Annotated in this window: 17 protein-coding genes; 8 read left to right on the plus strand and 9 right to left on the minus strand. The window is 68.9% G+C overall.

The genetic code is table 11. From position 1 onward, the window contains the following. Entirely contained in the window at positions 1-1,359 is a 1,359-nt protein-coding gene (locus ACIBL3_RS04675) for an 8-oxoguanine deaminase (RefSeq protein ID WP_396351792.1), read from the plus strand. A gap of 124 nt (positions 1,360-1,483) precedes the next feature. Beyond that, positions 1,484-2,185, plus strand: coding sequence for a peptidoglycan-binding protein (locus tag ACIBL3_RS04680; protein WP_396351793.1), 702 nt, complete (start codon positions 1,484-1,486; stop codon positions 2,183-2,185). 396 nt (positions 2,186-2,581) lie between these two features. Here the strand turns inward: ACIBL3_RS04680 and ACIBL3_RS04685 are convergent, their stop codons facing one another. The 8 genes from ACIBL3_RS04685 to ACIBL3_RS04720 all read right to left on the minus strand — a co-directional run bounded on the left by ACIBL3_RS04685 (position 2,582) and on the right by ACIBL3_RS04720 (position 13,884). Next, complete coding sequence (locus tag ACIBL3_RS04685; RefSeq protein ID WP_396351794.1) at positions 2,582-3,031, minus strand: hypothetical protein; 450 nt, start codon at positions 3,029-3,031, stop codon at positions 2,582-2,584. Next, entirely contained in the window at positions 3,028-3,639 is a 612-nt protein-coding gene (locus tag ACIBL3_RS04690; RefSeq protein WP_396351795.1) for a helix-turn-helix domain-containing protein, read from the minus strand. Before ACIBL3_RS04690 ends, ACIBL3_RS04685 begins: the two co-directional genes overlap by 4 nt. Before the next feature lie 725 nt (positions 3,640-4,364). Beyond that, complete coding sequence (guaD, locus tag ACIBL3_RS04695) at positions 4,365-5,645, minus strand: guanine deaminase (protein WP_396351796.1); 1,281 nt, start codon at positions 5,643-5,645, stop codon at positions 4,365-4,367. Continuing rightward, positions 5,642-6,463, minus strand: a complete 822-nt coding sequence (gene xdhC, locus ACIBL3_RS04700; RefSeq protein ID WP_396351797.1) for a xanthine dehydrogenase accessory protein XdhC — start codon at positions 6,461-6,463, stop codon at positions 5,642-5,644. Before xdhC ends, guaD begins: the two co-directional genes overlap by 4 nt. Positions 6,464-6,480: 17 nt before the next feature. Next, the gene (xdhB, locus tag ACIBL3_RS04705; protein WP_396351798.1) at positions 6,481-8,832 is read right to left on the minus strand and encodes a xanthine dehydrogenase molybdopterin binding subunit; all 2,352 of its coding nucleotides are present in this window, start codon (positions 8,830-8,832) and stop codon (positions 6,481-6,483) included. After that, positions 8,829-10,271: a xanthine dehydrogenase small subunit gene (locus tag ACIBL3_RS04710; protein ID WP_396351799.1), complete on the minus strand. Its 1,443-nt coding sequence runs from the start codon at positions 10,269-10,271 to the stop codon at positions 8,829-8,831. The genes xdhB and ACIBL3_RS04710 overlap by 4 nt, the downstream gene beginning before the upstream one ends. Continuing rightward, the gene (uraD, locus tag ACIBL3_RS04715; protein ID WP_396351800.1) at positions 10,268-12,193 is read right to left on the minus strand and encodes a 2-oxo-4-hydroxy-4-carboxy-5-ureidoimidazoline decarboxylase; all 1,926 of its coding nucleotides are present in this window, start codon (positions 12,191-12,193) and stop codon (positions 10,268-10,270) included. The genes ACIBL3_RS04710 and uraD overlap by 4 nt, the downstream gene beginning before the upstream one ends. Positions 12,194-12,351: 158 nt before the next feature. Next, positions 12,352-13,884, minus strand: a complete 1,533-nt coding sequence (locus ACIBL3_RS04720; RefSeq protein ID WP_396351801.1) for a PucR family transcriptional regulator — start codon at positions 13,882-13,884, stop codon at positions 12,352-12,354. 155 nt (positions 13,885-14,039) lie between these two features. On the opposite strand from ACIBL3_RS04720, the gene ACIBL3_RS04725 reads away from it, so the two are divergent. From ACIBL3_RS04725 to ACIBL3_RS04750, 6 genes are read left to right on the plus strand one after another with little or no spacing between them, the layout of a single operon-like run. Next, positions 14,040-14,840 carry a hydroxypyruvate isomerase family protein gene (locus ACIBL3_RS04725; RefSeq protein ID WP_396351802.1) on the plus strand — a complete coding sequence of 267 codons (801 nt, stop codon included), beginning with the start codon at positions 14,040-14,042 and terminating at the stop codon, positions 14,838-14,840. Between the two features lie 22 nt (positions 14,841-14,862). Further along, the gene (locus ACIBL3_RS04730; RefSeq protein WP_396351803.1) at positions 14,863-15,747 is read left to right on the plus strand and encodes a 2-hydroxy-3-oxopropionate reductase; all 885 of its coding nucleotides are present in this window, start codon (positions 14,863-14,865) and stop codon (positions 15,745-15,747) included. Then, positions 15,747-17,519, plus strand: a complete 1,773-nt coding sequence (gene gcl / locus ACIBL3_RS04735; RefSeq protein WP_396351804.1) for a glyoxylate carboligase — start codon at positions 15,747-15,749, stop codon at positions 17,517-17,519. Before ACIBL3_RS04730 ends, gcl begins: the two co-directional genes overlap by 1 nt. After that, the gene (locus ACIBL3_RS04740) at positions 17,516-18,625 is read left to right on the plus strand and encodes a glycerate kinase (protein WP_396351805.1); all 1,110 of its coding nucleotides are present in this window, start codon (positions 17,516-17,518) and stop codon (positions 18,623-18,625) included. Before gcl ends, ACIBL3_RS04740 begins: the two co-directional genes overlap by 4 nt. Next, complete coding sequence (allB, locus tag ACIBL3_RS04745) at positions 18,622-19,953, plus strand: allantoinase AllB (RefSeq protein WP_396351806.1); 1,332 nt, start codon at positions 18,622-18,624, stop codon at positions 19,951-19,953. The genes ACIBL3_RS04740 and allB overlap by 4 nt, the downstream gene beginning before the upstream one ends. Then, complete coding sequence (locus ACIBL3_RS04750; RefSeq protein WP_396351807.1) at positions 19,950-20,768, plus strand: bifunctional allantoicase/(S)-ureidoglycine aminohydrolase; 819 nt, start codon at positions 19,950-19,952, stop codon at positions 20,766-20,768. The genes allB and ACIBL3_RS04750 overlap by 4 nt, the downstream gene beginning before the upstream one ends. Here the strand turns inward: ACIBL3_RS04750 and ACIBL3_RS04755 are convergent. Then, a complete protein-coding gene (locus tag ACIBL3_RS04755) occupies positions 20,765-21,304 on the minus strand; it encodes a GNAT family N-acetyltransferase (protein ID WP_396351808.1) in 540 nt (179 codons plus the stop codon). The genes ACIBL3_RS04750 and ACIBL3_RS04755 overlap by 4 nt on opposite strands. Between the last annotated feature and the right edge of the window lie 77 nt (positions 21,305-21,381).

Here is a 21,381-nt window from a genome sequence, read left to right on the forward strand (position 1 = left end):
ATGAGCACAACGCGGATCGTCATCGACGGGGCGACGGTGGTCACTCTCGACCGCAGCCGCCGGGAATTCACCGGACATGTGGTTGCTGAGGGCAATCGAATGGTCGCCGTCGGGCCCGGGCCGGCGCCGGCGTACGACGAGGCCCGCGTGGTCGACGGGCGGGGCTGCCTGGTGACTCCGGGGTTCGTCAACACGCACCAGCACCTGTATCAGTGGGTGACTCGTGGCCTGGCTGCTGATGCGACGCTGTTTGGCTGGCTGACCAGGTTGTACCCGGTGTGGGCCGGCATCGACGACGAATCCGTCCACGTCGCCGCCCAGGCAGCGTTGGCCCGGCTTGCGCGGACCGGTTGTACGACTGCGTCCGACCATCACTACGTCTTCCCGCGCGACGGGAAGGACCTGCTCGAGGCGGAGATCCTTGCCGCTTCGCAGGTCGGGATGCGGTTCCACCCGTCGCGGGGATCGATGGACCTCAGTCAGAAGGACGGCGGGCTGCCGCCGGACTCGGTGCTCGAGGACCGCGACGAGATCCTGTCCGCGACCGAGGCCGCGATCAACCGCTGGCACGACCCGAGCCCGGACTCGATGCTGCAGGTTGTCGTCGCGCCTTGCTCGCCGTTCAGCGCCACTGGGGAGCTCATGCGGGAGGCCGCCGTACTCGCGCGTCGTCAGGGTGTGCGGATGCACACTCACCTGGCGGAGACCACCGACGAGTCCGCCTACTGCCGGGAGCACTTCGGGTCCACTCCGTTGGAGTACGCCGCTGAGCTCGGCTGGACCGGGTCGGACGTGTGGTTTGCCCACGGCATCCATTTCTCCGACACCGAGATCGCTTCCTTGGGGGCCTCCGGCACCGGTGTCGCGCACTGCCCGAGCTCCAACGCCCGGCTGGGTGCAGGCATCGCTCGGGCTGCCGATCTCCGCGCTGCGGGCAGTCCGGTCGGCCTAGGAGTAGATGGTGCCGCGAGCAACGAAGCCGGAAGCCTGATCGAAGAGCTGCGTCACGCCTTGCTGTTCGCCCGCGCCCGCGGCGGACCCGAGGCCCTCGACGTCCGCTCCGCGCTGGAAATGGCAACCCTCGACGGCGCCCGCATCCTCGGCCGCGAAAACGAGATCGGCTCCCTAGAGGTAGGCAAACTCGCCGACCTGGCCCTGTGGCGCCTCGACACCCTCGAACACGCCGGCATCGCCGACCCAGTAGCCGCCCTGGTCCTAGGCACCCCACCACCCCTGACCCTCCTCCTGATCAACGGCAAACCCGTCGTCGAACACGACAGAGTCACCACCGTGGACGAGGCAGATCTCGCCATACAGGTAGCAAAGGTCCAGAAACACCTACTCGCCAAGGCCGGCTGAAACCCCTCCAAGCCAGCAACGAGCTTGGTACGGGTGAAGTACGGGCAGCGTGGTGTTCCTGCTGATTCCTATTGTGCTGCGGGAAGGTCCCACAGTGGGCCGGTCCTAGGAGGATTGGAACTAGATGAGGAACATCCTGCGTCGACCTCGCACCGTCGTCGTCGCCACGGCGCTGGCAGGCAGTCTGGTGTTCGGCATTGCCGCAGCAGCTCACGCGGATTTCAACAGCTCCACTGAGCCGACGCCCGCGCCCTCCGTCGCGTCCGCTCCCGCCGCGACGGCAGCGACAGCCGCGGTGGACGCGGAGACCGCGGCGGCCGCGACCTGCTTCAGCACCTATCTGAGCTACGGCAGCCGTGGCACCTGCGTGCGGCTGCTCCAGAAGAATCTGGGCGGGCTCAGCGTGGACGGCGTGTACGGCGCGGGGACGCGGAGCCGCGTCCGGTCATTCCAGGACGATGCCGGTCTGACTGTCGACGGCAAGGTCGGGCCCCAGACCTGGCGGAAGCTGCGGACCTACGGCAAGGCGTTGGCCTGGGTGTCCGGAGTCACCCTGTACATGTGCAAGGCGAGCTCGGAGCGGTTCCGTGTCTCCGTGTGGAACAACTCAGGCAGTTGGGCCGACTGGGCGTACTACATGTGGGACCACGGTTACCCGATCGACGGTGAGGTCATCAGCGACGACCGGATCACCACCCAGTTCAACATCTACGCCGGTTCGTACGACGGCAAGCAGTTCACAGCCTGGGTCGGGAACTACGGCAACGCCCGCCACACCAAGAGCGTCCGCGACATCTCCCGCAACACCCTCCCCGCCTGCGCCTAGCCAGATACCCTCCGACCCGGACGCGGTGAAGTCGGCTGACCGCCTTCGGTCAGCCGACTGGAAGCCCTCGCAGTCAGTTACGCGAACTCCTTCATCTCCCGCTCGCCCCGCTGCTGCCCCACCCACCCCTTTTGCGCGGCTTGTCGCCGCTGGCTGCGGGCTGCCGCCCGCACTCGACTGCCCCTTGTGGCGCCACCCTGCAGGAGGTGCGACGACCGTGGTCACGGGGTAGCAGCTGCTCCGATCGGCCAGCGTTGGGCTGTCCACTGAGCTGGCTACGTGCGTCGCGTCCTCGCCCGGCTGACGCACGCACCCTCTGCGGCTTGTCGCCGCCGGCTTGCGGGCTGTCGCCCGCCTGCGAGCAACCCCGCTCCTGGCGCTGTCTCGTCTGGACACTCACTCAACCGACTGGTCTGTCACCTTGAAGTCGTCTCTGGTCAATGGCCGCATGAGACCCAGAACGGGCGGCGTCACCCTGATCTTCGTCGCCGCACTGTAGATAGCTTCGCGCAGGAATGGATACGCCGTCATCACGCCCAAGCGCGCAATGAACTCGCCTAGCACGTCATCTGGTATTTCGAGGTCTTCCGGGACCTCGTATGTCACGCCAACCGCTGCGACGAGTTTTGCGTCCCAAGTTTCCACAGGCATCTTCAGTCGAAGAAGCAGTTTGCCGTCTCGGCGAGACGCGGTGGCGTTCATCTCCGACGAATGGTGGACCCGTTTACCGCGAGGTTTCGGGTCGGGTGGAACTTTGCGCTCGGCGTGTATCTCGAACGGCAGAACGTCCGTCAATTCTGCAACGGCGATCAGGTCTTCAACGGTGCTGATGCTCGTTTCACTCATACAGTAACTCGGAAGCGCTTGCTCAGGGGAGCTTGGACTTCCTCTGCCTGAAGATCCTCGGCTGGTACAGCTTCCACCCAGGTCACAGTCGCCGAGGCTGTTCTAGTCCGCTGATCGTGCTCAGAATCAAGTCGCAGCCAGTCGAGCAAATCTGCATTGATGCAGATGATGTCTGCTCTGCTCGGGAACTCCCAGTCGTCGGAGTCTTTCCCGTTGTCGCGAAGCCACGAGTTGACCTCGCTCCACAGATACACGCCGCCCGCGACAGGATTGTAGGGAGCCGGGAAAGTGGCGCCCACAGCGCGGTCGCCGCGAATCCAATAGCCGACGGCTTGCGGAGTAACGCCTGCGCGTTCGGCGATGTCTTTCCGTGTCACGAGATCCTCGCGAAGGCGATGCACGGTGACTTCGAGCGAATGCAGGCTAGCAATCAACGAACGAGCGGCCTCGACCGCTGAGTCCGCCTCAATCGTTGCAGTGACGAATTCCGTGCCGTCATGGCTCACCCCAACCATGACATCGAAGTCCGCCGACAATGCCTCATCGACGGTTTCGTCCACGCCGCTGACCTCAAAGGTGAGTTCGAACTCGTTGCTCTGTGTAGCCATCACTGCCCCCTGCCTGTGAGCGATGTTCCGAGCATCATCGAATCAACTCTCGTGAGAAGTATTAGACGGTGGACCTAACGCTGTTGTCAACTTGAAACAGCTAGTTCTTGCGGACTGTTCCGGGGTGGTTGGGGCAGACGGCGAAGTAGCGGAGAAGCTGCCTCGCAGACCGCTCCGGTCTCGGCAGGGTTCCCCCGACCGACGTCCAGCCAAGGCATCCCTCGCCATAGCAGTAGACGTTGAACTTGTGTCCGGCGCGTCGGATCCGCGCGCCCTGCTTCTCAAGAGTCACGAGGGCGTCATAGACGGCGTCCGGGACCTCCCGCCGAACATCACTCGCCGATACCCAGTCTCCTTGGGCCATGCTCCCCCTCGTCCGTGCCAACCGATCACGCATTTCCGTCCAGCCCCCCGACGGCCTGCAGGGGCATGGTGTCACAGGTGGTACTCGCAGTGACGAGTGGCTACGACAAGTGATCGGATCGAGGTCTCAGGCGGTCGGGTATGCAGGTGTCGTCCCCCGCGACCACGGTCCTCTCAACCGGCCGCGAGACGGCGTGACCACGCGGCAGTCGCGTGCGGGCGGTCGCTCGCAGAGTGAGCGGCGGTGAGCTGCGCGAGAGAGTGGGTGGGGCAGGCCGGGCGAGCTCGCGACGTAGGAGCGGGCATAGCCGGCTGCGAGGGTGACGCGGCTGACCGGATGGGCTGTCAGCCGCGTGCAAGTGTTAGTGGTGGAGGAGGTTGCCGTCTATCCAGACTGCGTGGACGTCGGCGGGGGTGCCTAGGGTGAAGAGGCGAGCTAGGGCTTCTTCGGCGTCGTCGGCGTGGGCTACGCCTACTGCTAGGGGAGAGCCGTCGGCGGGGCGGAGGAGTTGGGCGTCGAAGCGTTTGCCGACGCTGAGGTGGCCTACCTCGTCCAGGCCGAGGGCGTCCGCGCCGGCCGCGGTTGCCAGGTGGAGGAGGTGTGCGGCGTTCAGCGGGTGGCCGTGGTCGCCGATCAGCTGCTGGCAGAAGTACGCCTGCAGTCCTTCCTTCAGCAGCGAGAAGCCGGTGCCGGCGCCGACGTCGGAGCCCAGGGCGACGCGGACGCCGTACTGGAGGTGGCGGGACAGTGGGAAGAGTCCGCTGCCGAGCGCGGCGTTGCTGGTTGGGCAGTGCGCGACCGCCGCGCCGCCTTCACCGAGGGTCTTCAACTCGACGTCCGTCGGGTGGACGTTGTGCGCGAGCACGCTCCGCCGATTGACCAGCCCGTGCTTGTCGTACGTGCTGACGTAGTCGCTGCCGCCGAACAGTTCGGCAACGGTCGCGATCTCCGCTTCGTTCTCGTTGACGTGCGAGGTGAACAGCGAGCCGGGGACCTCGTCCAGCACCCGGCGACAGGCGGCGAGGAGCTCGTCCGTGCACGAGAGCGAGAAGCGTGGTGTCACGGCGTACCGGTTGCGGCCGACGCCGTGCCAGCGTTCGGCCAGGGCCAGCGACTCGGCGTAGGCCCGCTCGGGTGTGGTGAGCAGGTCCTCCCGGAGGAGCCGGTCGCTGACGACGAGGCCGCTGGTGATCCGCAGTCCGACCTTGGAAGCGGAGGAGAACAGTACGTCGACAGCGTCCGCGTAATGTGCTCCGAAAACCAACGCGCTCGTGGTCCCGGCCGCCGCAAGCCCGCGGACGAACTCGGCCGCGACCCCCGCCGCGTAGCCGGTGTCGGCCATGCGAGCCTCCTCGGGCAACGCGTAGCGGTCGAGCCACTCCAGCAGCGGCAGGCCGAGACCGCCGACGGCCCGGATCTGCGGGAAGTGCACGTGGGTGTCGACGAACCCGGGCAGCACCAGGCCGCCGCTCAGGTCGACGATGTCCTCGGCCGGGTGCGCCCGCCGTACGTCGCTGAAGGCGCCTCGGGCAACGATCACACCGTCCGTCACCAGCAGCGCGGCGTCTGCGTCGACCCGCAGGCGGCCGCCGGTGAACGGGTTCTCCGGAGTGTCGAGGAACGTGCCTCGGTAGATGGTCATGCTTTCGCCTCACGGGGTGCAGGGTTGCGTTCGGCAACGAACAGGTGGAGCAGCCAGGCCGCGACGCTGACCGCGATGGTGGCCGGTTCCTTGCCGGCCAGATCGGGCCGGCCGATCGGGGTGGTGATCCGGTCGATCGCCGCGGCGGAGTTGCCGTCCTCGGCGAGTTTGCGGCGGAACCGCGCCCACTTCGCGCTGGATCCGATCAGCCCGATCGTGGCCAGGTCGTCCCGGCGGATCGCGGCGTCGCACAGGGCGGCGTCCTCCGCGTGGTCGTGGGTCATGATCAGGACGTGGGTGCCGGCCGGCAGCTCGCCGACGACGAGCTCGGGCAGCACCGGCACGTGGTGGACGTGCAGGTTGGCCACCGCGTCGTCGAGGACGACCATCCGCTCCGTCACCAGCTGGTCGGGCCGCGAGTCGATCAGGTGCAGCTCGATGTCGTGCCGGGCCAGGATCCGCGCCAGTTCGAGACCAACATGCCCGACGCCGAAGATCGCCACCGCCGGGACGACCGGCAGTGGCTCGAGCAGCAGCTTCACCTCACCGCCACAGCACTGAACACCATGCTGGTACGGCGCTTTGTCGGACAACGCGACCTCGATCACCTCAGGCTCCCCGACGCCCGCCGCGATCATCGCCCGGGAACGCTCGACCGCCAGCGCCTCCAGGTTGCCGCCGCCGACGGTCGCCCAGGTCCCGTCCGCGGCGACCACCATCTTGGCGCCCGCCTCGCGCGGGGAATGCCCACGCACGGAGATCAGGGTCACCAGGACGCCGGGCAACCGCTGCTCGCGGAGCCGTTCGACCGCCTTCATCCATTCCATCTCGGCCGTCACACCCCACTCGCAGCGAGCGAGTCGGCCGCGGACCGAGCGCGGTCCAGGGCCCAGTAGACGGCCTCCGGTGTCGCCGGCGAGGCCAGATCGACGCTCACACCAGAAGGCCCGAACGCCGCCGCGGCCTCCCGCAACGCCTCGCGTATCGCGAAGGCCAGCATCAGCGGCGGCTCGCCGACGGCCTTCGAGCCGTAGACCGCGCCTTCCTCATGAGCCTTCTCCAGCAGCTGCACGTTGAACACCTCGGGCATCTCCGAGAAGCTCGGCAGCTTGTAGGTGCTCGCAGCCTGTGTCGCCAGCCGGCCTCGCTGCGGCCCGTCGCTCTCGTCCCAGCGCAGGTCCTCGAGCGTCAGCCATCCAGTGCCCTGGACGAAGCCTCCCTCGATCTGGCCGACGTCGATCAACGGGCTGAGGCTGTCGCCGACGTCGTGGACGATGTCGACCCGGCGCAGCGTGTAGGCGCCGCTGAACCCGTCCACCTCGACCTCGGCCGCGGCAACGCCGTACGCGAAGTACTTGAACGGCTCGCCGCGCATGGCGTTGGCGTCCCAGTGCAGGCCCTCGGTGCGGTAGAAGCCGGCTGCCCAGAGCTGGACGCGCTCGTAGTACGCGCTGCGGACGATCTCCTCCCACGGAACGCTGTCGCCGGTCAGGCTGCTGACCTGACCGTCGATGAAGCGCACGTCATGCGGGCTGATCCCGAGCCGCCCGCCGGCGACCTGCGCGAGGCGGTCGCGGATCTGCTCGCACGCGTTCTTAATCGCCGCGCCGTTGAGGTCCGCGCCGGAGCTGGCCGCGGTGGCCGACGTGTTCGGCACCTTGTCGGTGCGGGTCGGGGCCAACCGGACGCGAGCCAGCGGGAGACCGAGGGTGGTGGCGGCGACCTGCAGCATCTTCGTGTGCAGGCCCTGCCCCATCTCCGTGCCGCCGTGGTTGATCAGCACCGAGCCGTCCTTGTAGACGTGCACGAGTGCGCCGGCCTGGTTGAACGCGGTCAGGTTGAACGAGATGCCGAACTTCACCGGCGTCATCGCCAGCGCTCGCTTCCGATGCGGGTGCTCGGCGTTGAACGCTGCGATCTCCGCCTGCCGCCGTACGACGTCGCCGTTGGACGCGACCTGGCTCCAGCATGACTCCAGTCGGTCGGCGTGCCGCACCGGCTGCCCGTACGGCGTGGTGTCGTTCACCCGGTAGAGATTGCGGCGACGTAGTTCGGTGCCGTCGTACCCGAGCAGCGGCGCGCACCGGCCGAGGATGTTCTCGACGACGATCATGCCCTGCGGGCCGCCGAACCCGCGGAACGCGGTCTGCGACGTCTTGTTCGTCTTGGCGATCCGGCCGTCCACCCGGACGTTCGGGATCCAGTAGGCGTTGTCGACGTGGCACATCGCCCGGGCGAGCACCGGCTCGGACAGGTCCAGGCTCCAGCCGCCGTCCGCGGTCAGGGTCGCGTCGAGAGCGACCAGGTGGCCGTCGTCGTCGAAACCGGCCCGCCACTCGCTGTGGAACCCGTGCCGCTTGCCGGACATCGTCAGGTCCTGCGTGCGGTTGAGGCGCAGCCGCACGGGCCGTCCGGTCAGCGTCGCCCCCAGTGCGGCGATCGCAGCCAACCCGTGCGGCTGCATCTCCTTGCCTCCGAAACCCCCTCCCATCCGGAGACACTGCACGGTCACCTCGTGGCTCGGGACGCCGAGAACGTGGGCGACGATCTCCTGCGTCTCGGACGGGTGCTGCGTGCTGCTCTGAACGAAGATCTGACCGCCTTCGTCGACGTGCGCCAGCGAGCAGTGGGTCTCGAGGTAGAAGTGCTCCTGCCCGGCGAACTCGAACTCGCCGTGGAACACGTGGGCCGCCGCCGCGAGCGCGCCCTCGACGTCACCCCGGGCCAGGTGCCGCCCGGTGCCCTGGAAGCTGCCCGCGGCGATGGCCTCCCGAACGGTCACCAGCGACTCGAGCGGCTCGTAGTCGACCTCGATCGCAGCCGCGCCGAGTCGCGCGGCCTCCAACGTGTCGGCCAGCACCCAGCAGATCGCGTGCCCGTGGAACATCGCCTCGGTCGGGAACAACGGCTCGTCGTGCTTCACGCCGGCGTCGTTCACGCCCGGTACGTCGTCACCCGTGAGCACACGGACCACGCCGGGGACGTCGTACGCCGGTTTCACTCGTAGATCCGTGATCCGGGCATGGGTGTGCGGCGACTGGACCGGCCAGGCGTGCAGGACATCACGGGTCCGCTGCACCAGGTCGTCGGTGTAGAGCGCCTTGCCGGTGACATGCAGCGCGGCGCTCTCGTGCGGTAGCGGCAGACCCACTACGGCCTGCTGCGGACGCTCAGATAGCGAGCTCATGCGCTCACTCCTTCCGCGTAGAACCGGAGCAGCGACTGGCCGAGCATCGCCGAGCGGTACGACGAGCTCGCCCGGTGGTCGTCCATCGGCGTACCCTCGGCCGCCATCACCGCGGCCGCCTCCCGGACGGTCCGCTCGGTCCACGGCTTGCCGATCAACGCCTGCTCGGTCGCCAGCGCCCGCAGCGGGGTCGCGGCGACCCCACCGAGTCCGATCCGGGCCCGCCGTACGACGCCGTCCTCGACGTCGACGGCGTACCCGACGGCGACGCTGGAGATGTCGTCGAAGCGCCGTTTGGCGATCTTGTGGAAAGCAGTCAGCGGCTCAATCGGCAGCGGAATGACGATCGTCCGGATCAGCTCGTCGGCCGCCTTCACGGTCTGCCGGTAGCCGGTGAAGTAGTCCGCGAGCGGTACGACGCGCTCACCCCGACGGGACGACAGCACGAGCGAGGCGTCCAGGGCCAACAGCGCCGGCGGGGTGTCACCGATCGGCGAGCCCGTGCCCAGGTTGCCGCCAATGGTGGCGCCATTGCGGATCAGCCGGGACGCGAACTGCGGGAACATCTGGGCCAGCAGCGGCACGCGGCCGGCCAGCAGCCGCTCGATCTCGCTGAGCGTCAGCGCAGCGCCGAGCCGGATCTCGTCCGGACCGTACGAGAACTCGCGCAGCTCGGTCAGCCGGTCGATCGCGACGACCAGCGGCTTCCGGACACCGCGGATGTTCACCTCCACCCCGACATCGGTCGACCCGGCGAGGATCTGCGCTTTGGGGCTCTCGGCAAGCACTTCGAGCACCTCGGCCAGGTCGGCCGGTCGCAGGAACTCCGCGCCCTCGACCGCGATCGCGGTGGCCACCGGCGGTGGCGGCGGTGCGGACCGGCGGGCTGCCAGCGCGTCGTCCACGGCCGGCTCGCCCAGCGCGTACGCGGCGTCCTTGATCGGGCGGTACCCGGTGCACCGGCACAGGTTGCCGCTCAGCGAGTGCAGGTCGAAACCGTTCGGGCCGTGCTCGTGGTCGCAGTGCCCGTTGGACGTCGTACGCGTGGACCGGTAGAACTCGGCGGCCATGCTGCACACGAAGCCCGGCGTGCAGTAGCCACACTGTGATCCACCACGTACGGCGAGCTCCTGCTGGACCGGATGCAGTTCCTCCGGGGAGCCCAGGCCCTCGGAGGTGATCAGCTCCTGGCCGTCGAGGGCCGCGATCGGCAGCAAGCACGCGTTGATCGCGGTCCACTCGGTCGGGGCGTCGGTGCCGGGCCGGGCGACGAGCACGGAACACGCTCCGCACTCGCCCTCGGCACAGCCCTCCTTCGCCCCGGTCAGGCCCTGGTCACGCAGCCAGTCCAGCACCGAGGTGTGCACGGCGACGTCACCGATTGCGGTCGATTCGCCATTGACCGTGATCGAAGGTGTTTGCGTGGTGGTCGTACTCATCGGCTACTGCTCCAGCGTGTTCTTGCACTATGAATCGGATTGGCGTCCGAGAGGAAGTCGTCGAACCGGTACCCGGCGATCTTGGCGATTTCCAGTAGCGCGGCGGCGTGTTCCTGGTTCTCGCAGTTGCCCAGCCGCTCCCGGCCCTGCTCGAGGATCCGGTCGAACGAGTCCGCGTCCCGGACCGAGATCACCAGCGGGAAGCCGAACCGCTCTCGGTACGCCTCGGTGATCGCGGCCAGTTCGTCCCGCTCCGGCTCGGCCAGGAAGGTCAGGCCGCGGGCGGACTGGTCCCGCAGCGACGCCTCACCGTTCATGCCGTCGGCGACGAACTGCGAACCGAGCTGCGGGTAGGACTCGATCAGCTGGCGCTGCTCCTCGGGCGACCCGGAGAACAGGGCCTCCTGGAACGACCGGCGCAGCGCGTGGGTGTCGGTGAACGGCCGCATCTCCCAGGCCCGCTCGACCATCCAGTGCGGGCCCTGGAACAGGCCGGCGAAGGTCTCGACGAACTCGGAGCGGCTCATCTTGTTGACCTGGTCCAGCCGGACCGAGTCACCCGGCAGCCCGGCCACCGCGGGGCCGAAGTCCTTGCCGATGTGGTGGAAGACGATGTTCAGCAGGATCGCGGTCAGGCTGCCCAGCGTGATGCCGCTGCCGAAGATGATCTCGGCCCAGCCGGGGACCGCCTGGGCGACCTGCGGCTGCGCGGTGACGTACATCGCCAGGCCGACGCTGGTGGCCACGATGACCACGTTGCGGTGGTCGTGGAAGTCGACCTTGGCCAGGGTCTGGAAGCCGACCACGGCCACGGTGGCGAACATCGCCAGGGCGGCGCCGCCCAGCACCGGGTGCGGGATGCCGGCCACGATCGCACCGGCCTTGGGGATCAGGCCGAGCAGGATCATGATCGCGCCGGCTGCCGCGACCACCCAGCGGCTCTTCACCCGGGTCAGCCGGACCAGGCCGACGTTCTCGGCGAAACACGTGTAGGGGAAGGAGTTGAAGACGCCGCCGATCGTGGTGGCCAGGCCGTCCGCGCGCAGCGCGCGGGCGACGTCCTCGCGGCCGATCCGCTTCTCGACGATCTCACCGGTCGCGAAGACGTCACCAGTCGTCTCCACCGCGGTGATCAGCATCACCACGACCATCGAGATGATCGCCGCGATCGAGAACTGCGGCCAGCCGAAGTAGAACGGCGTGGTCACGCCGACCCAGCCGGAGTCGCTGACCGCGCTGAAGTGCGCGTCCCCGAACGCCCAGGCGACCAGCGTTCCCGCGACCAGGCCGACCAGAACGGCGATCGTCGCCATGAAGCCCTTGAAGACCCGCTGGATCAGCACGATCAGGGCCAGCGTGCCGAGCGCGTAGGCCAGGTTCTTGCCGCTGGTCGGGTCCGACGTCGGGCCGGCGCCGCCGGTCGCGTCGCCGGCTGCCACCGGCAGCAGCGCCAGGCCGATGATCGTGATCACCGAGCCGGTCACCACCGGCGGGAAGAACCGGATCAGCCGGCTGAAGAACGGCGCCAGGAAGAACGTCACCAGGCCGGCCACGATCACCGCGCCGTAGATCACCAGCAAGCCTTCGGTCCCGCCGCCCGCGGCCAGGCCGATCGCGATCATCGGCGACACCGCCGTGAACGTCACGCCCTGCAGCAGCGGCAGCCGGACGCCGACCTTCCAGAACCCGACCGACTGGATGATCGAGGCGATACCGCAGGTGAACAGGTCGGCGTTGATCAGGTGGACGAGTTGCTCGGTGCTGAGCCCGATGGAGTTCGCCAGCAGGATCGGTACGATCACGGCGCCGGCGTAGAACGCCAGGACGTGCTGGAAGCCGTAGACGGCGAGCTTGCCGGGCGGCAGCACCTCGTCGACGGGGTGACGGCTGGCGCGGCGGCCGGGTCGCAGGATTGCCTTCATCGGGCACCTTCCTCGAAAGCGGGCTCGGGGGCGCGGCGGCGTTTTGGTGATCTGCACGACAGCATCCGCGCGAGCCCACCCGGTTTGCACCCGGTGAACCTCCGAAGATCACCCGCTCGGGTGGCCCCCGTTTTGTGCGATCACCCAAACCCAGCGGTTCAGAGCGACTTGAGAGCGAGGAACACGTCGACGCGGTCCTCGAGCCGGGACAGATCGCGTCCGGTCAGTTGCTCAACGCGTTCGATCCGGTACCGAACCGTGTTGACATGCAGGTGTAAAGCCTCGGCCGCTCGCGACCACGAGCCGTCGCAGGCGAGGAACTCCTGCAGCGTGGCGAGCAGGTCCGCGTTGGTACGGCGATCGTGCTCCAGCACCGGCCCGAGGACGCGATGGGTGTAGGTACGGCGTACGTCGTCGGGCAACGTGGCGAGCAGCAGGACGTGCGAGGCGACTTCCTCCGACGTGACCACCGATACCGGCGTACTGCCCGATCGAGCGGCCCGATGCGCGAACCTGGCCTCCTCGAGCGCGCCGACCAGCGCGTCGACGCCGGTCTCGCCACTGACCCCGACCGCGAGCCGCACACGCACGAGCCCAGACGAGAGCCGGCCGAACGCCCGGCGCAGCTGATCCGGCAGCCCCGGAACGAACGGCAGCAACGCGACCAGCGCCCCATCACGTCCCGGCGCCACGACCGCCGGACCGACCGTAAGCGCGACATCCTCGAGCAGCGTGATCGCGACCTCGCTCGGCCCGTCGCCCCGGAGGTCCGCCACCGCGACCACCATCGGCAGATCCGAATGCGCACCGGCTTGCCGCAGCCGATTGGCGACCTCGGCATGCGGAGCGCCCGACTCGACCAACGCCAGCGCATCAGCGACCAGCGGCCGCAATGCAAGCCGCCCTTCGTCGCGCCGAGCCCTGTCCAGCGCGGCGATCGCGCACAACTCCTGCACTGCCTCGACATGGTCCCGGGACCACTCCGTGTGGTCGCCCTCGATCACCAAGACCCAAGCGGTCAGCCGATTGCCCAGGCCCGACCCGACCGGGAACAGGCTGTACGACGTACCGAAGGCATTGGCGACTGCAGGAGTCCGGTCCGCAGTGAGGAACCGCCGCGAGAGGACGTCGAGTACTTCCTCGTCCAGGTGACCAGGCCCTGGTACGACGTGCCGGCCGGTCGGCGTGATCACCCGGCAGTCATGCCCGATCTCGGCGGAGATGCGGTCCGCGAGCTCGTCGAGACTCCGACCGGCCGCGATCGACGACAACAGCTGACGTTGCCGGACCAGGCTTGCCGACAACCGTGCACCCGTCTCGAGGGAGCCCGCGGCGGCGACGTACTCGGTGACATCGGCGAACGCGACCTCGGTGGGGACTTCCACGAGGGTCACCTGATGGCGTTGGCAGGCCTCGAGCAGGTCCTCGGGAACTGCCCCGAGCTGCGCCTTCCCAGCCAGGATCGTGGTGGCTCCGCGGCCCGCCATCGAGGAGACGAACGTCTCGCTGTCCACCTCACTCCGGCGCCAGACCAGGCCGGTGAGAACCAGCTCGCCACCGCTCAGGTAGCGGCCGGGTTCGAGCAGGTCGGTGGTGACCAGTCGGCCGACCGGACGGTGGAGTGCGTCGGCGGCCAAGTGCAGCAGGCGAAGCCCGAGCTCGGGCGCGTCGAGCAGCTCGGACAGCAGCACGGCGCACCTCCTCCGCCTTGTGTGGTTCTCAGAGGAACGTACAACGTCCGGCCGCCCGCCCGGAAACCTTTCCCTTGACGCCGGCGCGCTGGCCCACCTATGGTCATTTCGCAGAACAGAAATCAACTTCCGCAATACGGAAAGTCGAGAATCCCATGACCAACCCGCTGCGCTACACGGTGAACTGCTCGCTGCTGTTCACCGAGCTTCCGCTGCTGGAGCGCCCGGCGGCCGCCCGGCGGGCCGGCTTCGGCGCCGTCGAGTTCTGGTGGCCGTTCGTCGAGGCGGTGCCGACGGACCGGCACGTCGACGCGTTCGTGACCGCGATCCAGGACGCCGGCGTCCAGCTGACCGGCCTGAACTTCTTCGCCGGCGACATGCCCGGCGGCGACCGCGGCCTGGTGTCGTGGCCGAAGCGGTCCGGCGAGTTCCGGGACAACATCGACGTCACCGTCGGCATCGGCGAGCGGCTCGGCTGCCAGGCCTTCAACGCCCTGTACGGCAACCGCGAGGACGGCCACTCCGCGAGCGAGCAGGACGATCTCGCGGTCGAGAACCTCGCGCTCGCGGCACAGGCGGCGGCTCGGATCGACGGCGTCGTACTGGTCGAGCCGGTCAGCGGCGCGGACCGGTACCCGCTGCTGACCGCCGCCGACGCGCTGGCCGTGATCGACCGGGTGCAGGCGCCGAACGTCGGGCTGCTCGCGGACCTCTACCACCTCGCGGTCAACGGCGACGACGTCGACCGCGTGATCGCGGAGCACACCGACCGGATCGCGCACGTGCAGATCGCCGACGCCCCCGGCCGCAACGAGCCCGGCACCGGCACGCTCTCGCTCGACCGGCAGCTCAACGCGCTCGCCGGCAACGGCTACTCGGGCTGGATCGGCCTGGAGTACAAGCCCTCCACCACCACCGTCGACAGCTTCGGCTGGCTGCCGCGCGCCGCCCGCTGACACCTCTTGGGAGATCTCCGACATGACGAACATCGCCTTCATCGGCCTCGGCATCATGGGCAGCCCGATGGCTGTACACCTGGCCGACGCCGGTCACAACGTCGCCGGCCTCGACCGCACCCCCGAGCGCGGCGCTCCGCTGGTCGAGGCCGGCGGCCGGTACGCGACCTCGGTCGCCGACGCGATCAAGGGCGCCGACGTGATCTGCGTGATGGTGCCCGACTCGCCCGACGTCGAGGACGTCCTGGCCGGCGAGGACGGCGTCTTCCAGCACGCCGAGACCGGCTCGCTGATCATCGACTTCTCCAGCATCCGGCCGGACGTCACCCAGCAACTGGCCGAGCAGGCCCGGGCGCTGGGCTTCCGGATCCTGGACGCGCCCGTCTCCGGCGGTGAGGCCGGCGCCAAGAACGCCGCGCTCTCGATCATGGTCGGGGGTGACGCGGACGACTTCGAGGCCGCCAAGCCGCTGTTCGACGTGGTCGGCAAGACCGTCGTCCACGTCGGCCCGAGCGGGTCCGGCCAGACCGTCAAGGCGGCCAACCAGCTGATCGTCGCCGCGAACATCCAGGCGCTGTCCGAGGCCGTCATCTTCCTGGAGGCGTTCGGCGTCGACACCAAGGCGGCCCTGGACGTCCTCGGCGGCGGCCTGGCCGGCTCGTCGGTGCTGAACCAGAAGAAGGAGAACATGCTGGGGCGCTCGTTCCAGCCGGGCTTCCGGATCGACCTGCACCACAAGGACATGGGCATCGTCACCGCGGCCGCTCGCGAGGCGGGTGTCGCCGTACCGCTCGGCTCGCTCGTCGCCCAACTGGTGGCGTCCGCCCGGGCCAACGGCGACGGCGGCCTCGACCACTCCGCGCTGCTGCGTGGCGTGGAGCGCCTGTCCGGAAAGGCTTCGGGCTGATGGCGCGCATGCGCGCGGTCGACGCCGCGGTCCTGATCCTGGAGAAGGAAGGCTCCACCCAGACGTTCGGTCTGCCCGGTGCCGCGATCAATCCCTTCTACAGCGCGATGAAGAAGCACGGCGGGATCAAGCACGTGCTGGCCCGCCACGTCGAGGGCGCCTCGCACATGGCCGAGGGCTACACCCGGGCGCAAGCCGGGAACATCGGAGTGTGCATCGGTACGTCGGGACCCGCCGGCACCGACATGATCACCGGGCTGTACTCGGCCTCCGCCGACTCGATCCCGATCCTGTGCATCACCGGCCAGGCGCCGGTCGCCAAGCTGCACAAGGAAGACTTCCAGGCGGTCGACATCGCCTCGATCGCCAAGCCGGTCGCCAAGTGGGCGGTCACGGTGATGGAGCCGGCTCAGGTGCCGGGCACGTTCCAGAAGGCTTTCCAGCTGATGCGCGAAGGCCGTCCGGGTCCGGTGCTGATCGACCTACCGCTGGATGTCCAGCTGGCCGAGATCGACTTCGACATCGACACCTACGAGCCGCTGCCGGTGGCCAAGCCGGCCGCGACGCGGGCGCAGGCCGAGAAGGCTCTCGCGTTGCTGAACGCCGCGGAGCGGCCGCTGCTCGTGGCCGGTGGCGGGATCATCAACGCGGACGCGTCCGACCTGCTGGTCGAGTTCGCCGAGCTGGTCGGCGTTCCGGTCGTGCCGACGCTGATGGGCTGGGGTTCGATCCCGGACGACCACCGGCTGATGGCCGGGATGGTCGGCCTGCAGACCTCGCACCGGTACGGGAACGCGACGCTGCTCGCCTCGGACCTGGTGTTCGGCATCGGCAACCGGTGGGCCAACCGGCACACCGGGTCGGTCGGGACCTACACCGAGGGCCGGAAGTTCATCCACGTCGACATCGAGCCGACGCAGATCGGCCGGGTGTTCTCGCCGGACTACGGCATCGTCTCGGACGCGCGCGCCGCGCTCGAGGTGTTCGTCGAGGTGGCGCGGGAGTGGGCTGCCGCGGGTCGCCTGGCCGACCGGACCGCGTGGGTTGCGGAGTGTCAGGAACGCCGTACGACGCTGCACCGCAAGACACACTTCGACGTCGTGCCGATCAAGCCGCAGCGGGTCTACGAGGAGATGAACCGGGCCTTCGGGCCGGACACCCGGTACGTGTCGACCATCGGGTTGTCGCAGATCCAGGCCGCCCAGATGCTGCACGTCTACCGGCCGCGGCACTGGATCAACGCCGGCCAGGCGGGACCGCTGGGGTGGACCGTTCCGGCGACGCTGGGGGTCGCGGTCGCGGATCCGGACAGCACTGTGGTCGCGCTGTCGGGTGACTACGACTTCCAGTTCCTGATCGAGGAGCTGGCGGTGGGCGCGCAGTTCAACATCCCGTACGTCCACGTCGTCGTGAACAACTCCTACCTGGGGCTGATCCGGCAGGCGCAGCGCGGGTTCGACATGGACTTCTGCGTGCAACTGTCGTTCGAGAACATCAACAGCCCCGAGGTCAACGGCTACGGCGTCGACCACGTCAAGGTCGCCGAAGGCCTGGGCTGCAAGGCGCTCCGCGTCACCGAGCCCGACGAGATCCTGCCTGCCCTCGAGAAGGCCAAGAAGCTCATGGCCGAGTACCAGGTCCCGGTCGTCGTCGAGGTCATCCTCGAACGCGTCACCAACGTCTCGATGGGCCTGGAGATCGACAACGTCAACGAGTTCGAGGACCTCGCCGAGACCCCCGCGGACGCACCGACCGCCATCGCAGTCCGATGACCCGCGTGGTGGTTGCCTCCGACAAGTTCAAAGGCAGCCTCACCAGCAACCAGGTCGCCACCGCGGTCGGGGAAGGCGTACGCCGTGTCGTCCCCGACGTGACCGTGGACGCGATCCCGGTGGCCGACGGCGGCGACGGCACCCTCGCCGCCGCCGTCGCCGCCGGCTTCGAGTTCGTCCCGGCGACCGCCTCCGGCCCCACCGGCGAGGCCGTCCGCACCGGTTACGTCCGCCGCGGCGAGGTGGCCGTCGTCGAACTCGCCGACGTATCAGGCCTGGTCCGCCTCCCCGGCGGCTCCCCGGCCCCGATCACGGCGACCTCGCGCGGCACCGGTGAGCTGATCGCGGCCGCCATCGACAACGGGTGCACCCGCATCATCCTCGGCATCGGCGGCAGCGCCTCCACAGACGGCGGCACCGGCCTGGTCCGCGCCCTCGGCGCCACCATCAGCGAGGATTCCCTGGATCTGACCGCGCTGCGTCAGCGTATGGCGGGTATCGAGGTCGTCGTCGCCTGCGATGTCGACAATCCGTTGACCGGGCCGACGGGTGCAGCAGCTGTTTACGGGCCGCAGAAGGGGGCCGACTCCGCGCAAATTGCCGAGCTGGACGCGGGGCTGAGCCGATGGGCTGATCTCGTGGCTCGAGAGACCGGGCGGGACCTCCGGGACACCCCGGGTGCGGGGGCTGCCGGGGGTGTCGGCTTCGCGGCCGTTGCCCTGCTTGGCGCGGAGTTGCGGCCCGGGATCGAGCTCATGCTCGACCTGGCCGGCTTCCAGGAGCGACTCGCCGGGGCGGACCTCGTGGTGACCGGGGAAGGGGCGCTCGACGAGCAGACGTTGCATGGGAAGGCGGTTGCGGGGGTGGCCGCGGCAGCTCGCGCGGCGGCGATCCCGGTGGTCGCCGTGTGTGGCACCAATAGGCTCGACCGCCGCAGGCTTGCCGACGCGGGGATCGCGGCGGCTTATTCGCTGACCGACCTCGAGCCCGACGTCCGGCGTTGTATCGCCGAACCGATCCCGTTGCTCCGGCAACTCGGAGAAAGGATCGCGGGCGACCACCTGCAGAGTTCTACGATGACAGCAACCGAGAGGGGCATCGCATGACCTCGCTTGACCTCGTCATCAGGGCTCGCCGCGTGATCACGGCCGCGGGCGAGGCGTCGCATGCGGTCGGTGTGCACGACGGCCGGATCGCCGCGATCGCGCCGTACGACGCCCAACTCGACGCCACGCAGGAGCTGATCCTGGCCGACGACGAGGTGCTGATGCCCGGCCTGGTCGACTCGCACGTGCACGTGAACGACCCGGGTCGCACCGAGTGGGAAGGCTTCACCTCCGCGACCCGAGCGGCCGCCGCCGGCGGGGTCACGACGATCGTCGACATGCCGCTCAACAGCATCCCGCCGACCTGCGACGTACCGGCGCTGGAGCTGAAGCGGAAGACCGCGGCGAGCCAGGCGTACGTCGACGTCGGCTTCTGGGGCGGCGCGATCCCGGGCAACCTCGCCCAGCTGCGTCCCCTGCACGAGGCCGGTGTCTTCGGCTTCAAGTGCTTCCTCCTGCACAGCGGCGTCGACGAGTTCCCGCCACTGAGCCAGGACGAGCTCAGGTCGGCCATGCGCGAAATCGCATCGTTCGGCGGTTTGCTGATCGTGCATGCCGAGGACGCCCACCGGATCGACGACGCCCCGCCACCGGACGGCGCGAGCTACGCCGCCTTTCTCCGGTCCCGCCCGCGCAAGGCGGAGTACGCCGCCGTCGCACAAGTCATCGAGCTTGCTCGCCGTACCGACTGCCGGGTGCACATCCTGCACGTGTCGAGCGCGGACGTCCTGCCGATGATCGCCCGGGCACGGAGCACCGGTGTCCGGATCACCGCCGAGACCTGCCCGCACTACCTGACCTTCAGCGCGGAGGAGATCCCCGACGGCGCCACGCAGTACAAGTGCTGCCCGCCGATCCGGGAAGCCGCGAACCGCGAGTTGCTCTGGGACGGCCTGCGGGACGGCGTGATCGACCTCGTCGTCTCCGACCATTCGCCGTCCACGATCGAGCTCAAACGCCTCGACACCGGGGATTTCGGTGCGGCGTGGGGCGGGATCGCCTCACTCCAGCTCGGACTTTCCGCCGTCTGGACCGGCGCCCGCGGACGCGGCTTCACGCTGGCCGACGTCGCACGCTGGATGTGTCAGGCGCCCGCCGTACCGGACAAAGGCCGGATCGAGACCGGGTACGACGCCGACTTCTGCGTCTTCGCCCCCGACGAGACCTTCGTGGTGGACGCGCGCACCCTGCAGCACAAGAACGCCATCACCCCGTACGACGGACGCCGGCTCGACGGCGTGGTCCGCAGCACTTGGCTGCGCGGCGCCCAAGTCGACATCGACGCCGGCCCCCGCGGCCGGCTGCTCACCCGAGGAGGCCAAGCATGACGCGCTACTACTCCCCGAGCGGCGGGCTGCCTGCGCAGACCAACCTGACCACCGACCGCGCCGTCTTCACCGAGGCGTACGCCGTGCTGCCCCGCGGGACCATGCGCGACATCGTCACCAGCCGGCTGCCGTTCTGGGACGACACGCGGCTGTGGGTGATCGCACGGCCGTTGTCCGGGTTCGCCGAGACGTTCTCGCAGTACATCGTGGAGGTCGCTCCGGGCGGCGGCAGTGACAAACCGGAGACCGACCCGTCCGCCGAGGCGGTCGTGTTCGTTGTCGAAGGCAACGTGACGCTGACGGTCTCCGGTGCGAAGCACGACCTCGGACCGGGCGGGTACGCGTTCCTGCCGCCGGCGGCCGACTGGACGCTGCACAACACCAGCGAGCAGGTCGCGCGGTTCCACCTGGTCCGGAAGGCGTACGAGCGGGTCGACGGGATCGACGTACCCGAGCCGTTCGTCACCAGCGAGGTCGACGTCGAGGGTGTGGAGATGCCGGACACCGAGGGCCGGTGGAAGACGCAGCGGTTCGTCGACCCGGACGACGTACGGCACGACATGCACGTCAACATCGTCAGCTTCGAGCCGGGCGGCGTGATCCCGTTCCCGGAGACGCACGTGATGGAGCACGGCCTGTACGTGCTCGAAGGCAAGGCGGTCTACCTGCTGAACAAGGACTGGGTCGAAGTGCAGGAGGGCGACTTCATGTGGTTGCGCGCCTTCTGCCCACAGGCCTGCTACGCCGGTGGACCCGGGCGCTTCCGCTACCTGCTCTACAAGGACGTCAACCGGCACCCGAAGCTGACGCTCTAGAGACTGATCGTCACCGGGCGCTGCGGCGGGTTGAGGGGGTCGGTGGCGAGGCGGGCATGGCGTTCGACGTCGTACCGGGTGCCGTCGTAGGCGAGGCGCTGGCGCTCGAGACCTTCGTACAGGAAGCCGGCGCCGGCGGCGACGCTGCAGGACGCCGGGTTGTTGGTGCGGTGGCCGAGCTCGAGCCGGTAGAGGCCGGCTTCCTGGTGGGCCCAGTTGGCGAGGGCGCGCAGCGCGTCGCGGGCGATGCCCTGGCCGCGGACCTCGGCGAGCGTCCAGTACCAGGTCCAGCCGACCTGGTGCCGGTCGATGTTGGTCACCGCCACACACCCGATCGGGTGATCCTCGGCGTCCGCCACGGCGTACACGTGCCCGTTGTCCAGATCGGCCACCCGCCCGATCCAGTCCACCGCGGACGCGGTGTCCACGATCCCGCCCTGGTTCACCATCTCGGGATCCTGGTGCGCCGCCGACAACCGCAGCGCGTCCGCCGTTCGCCACCGCCGAAGATCCAGCTGCCCCAGCGCATATCCCATCCAACGAATCTACCGCCGACGCCGTGTATGCAAACCCTTTCCCGGCGCGGCACCCGTCCGCGCGCGGGCCGGACCCG

Source organism: Kribbella sp. NPDC050124, assembly GCF_044460355.1.
GTDB lineage: Bacteria > Actinomycetota > Actinomycetes > Propionibacteriales > Kribbellaceae > Kribbella.

Coding starts and splice junctions, on each gene's coding strand:
- allB (WP_396351806.1), top strand. CDS start 18,622: ATGACCTCGCTTGACCTCGTCATCAGGGCTCGCCGCGTGATCACGGCC.
- ACIBL3_RS04690 (WP_396351795.1), bottom strand. CDS start 3,639: ATGGCTACACAGAGCAACGAGTTCGAACTCACCTTTGAGGTCAGCGGC.
- xdhB (WP_396351798.1), bottom strand. CDS start 8,832: ATGAGCTCGCTATCTGAGCGTCCGCAGCAGGCCGTAGTGGGTCTGCCG.
- guaD (WP_396351796.1), bottom strand. CDS start 5,645: ATGACCATCTACCGAGGCACGTTCCTCGACACTCCGGAGAACCCGTTC.
- ACIBL3_RS04750 (WP_396351807.1), top strand. CDS start 19,950: ATGACGCGCTACTACTCCCCGAGCGGCGGGCTGCCTGCGCAGACCAAC.
- gcl (WP_396351804.1), top strand. CDS start 15,747: ATGGCGCGCATGCGCGCGGTCGACGCCGCGGTCCTGATCCTGGAGAAG.
- ACIBL3_RS04725 (WP_396351802.1), top strand. CDS start 14,040: ATGACCAACCCGCTGCGCTACACGGTGAACTGCTCGCTGCTGTTCACC.
- ACIBL3_RS04755 (WP_396351808.1), bottom strand. CDS start 21,304: ATGGGATATGCGCTGGGGCAGCTGGATCTTCGGCGGTGGCGAACGGCG.
- ACIBL3_RS04675 (WP_396351792.1), top strand. CDS start 1: ATGAGCACAACGCGGATCGTCATCGACGGGGCGACGGTGGTCACTCTC.
- ACIBL3_RS04730 (WP_396351803.1), top strand. CDS start 14,863: ATGACGAACATCGCCTTCATCGGCCTCGGCATCATGGGCAGCCCGATG.
- ACIBL3_RS04680 (WP_396351793.1), top strand. CDS start 1,484: ATGAGGAACATCCTGCGTCGACCTCGCACCGTCGTCGTCGCCACGGCG.
- ACIBL3_RS04740 (WP_396351805.1), top strand. CDS start 17,516: ATGACCCGCGTGGTGGTTGCCTCCGACAAGTTCAAAGGCAGCCTCACC.
- ACIBL3_RS04710 (WP_396351799.1), bottom strand. CDS start 10,271: ATGAGTACGACCACCACGCAAACACCTTCGATCACGGTCAATGGCGAA.
- xdhC (WP_396351797.1), bottom strand. CDS start 6,463: ATGAAGGCGGTCGAACGGCTCCGCGAGCAGCGGTTGCCCGGCGTCCTG.
- uraD (WP_396351800.1), bottom strand. CDS start 12,193: ATGAAGGCAATCCTGCGACCCGGCCGCCGCGCCAGCCGTCACCCCGTC.
- ACIBL3_RS04685 (WP_396351794.1), bottom strand. CDS start 3,031: ATGAGTGAAACGAGCATCAGCACCGTTGAAGACCTGATCGCCGTTGCA.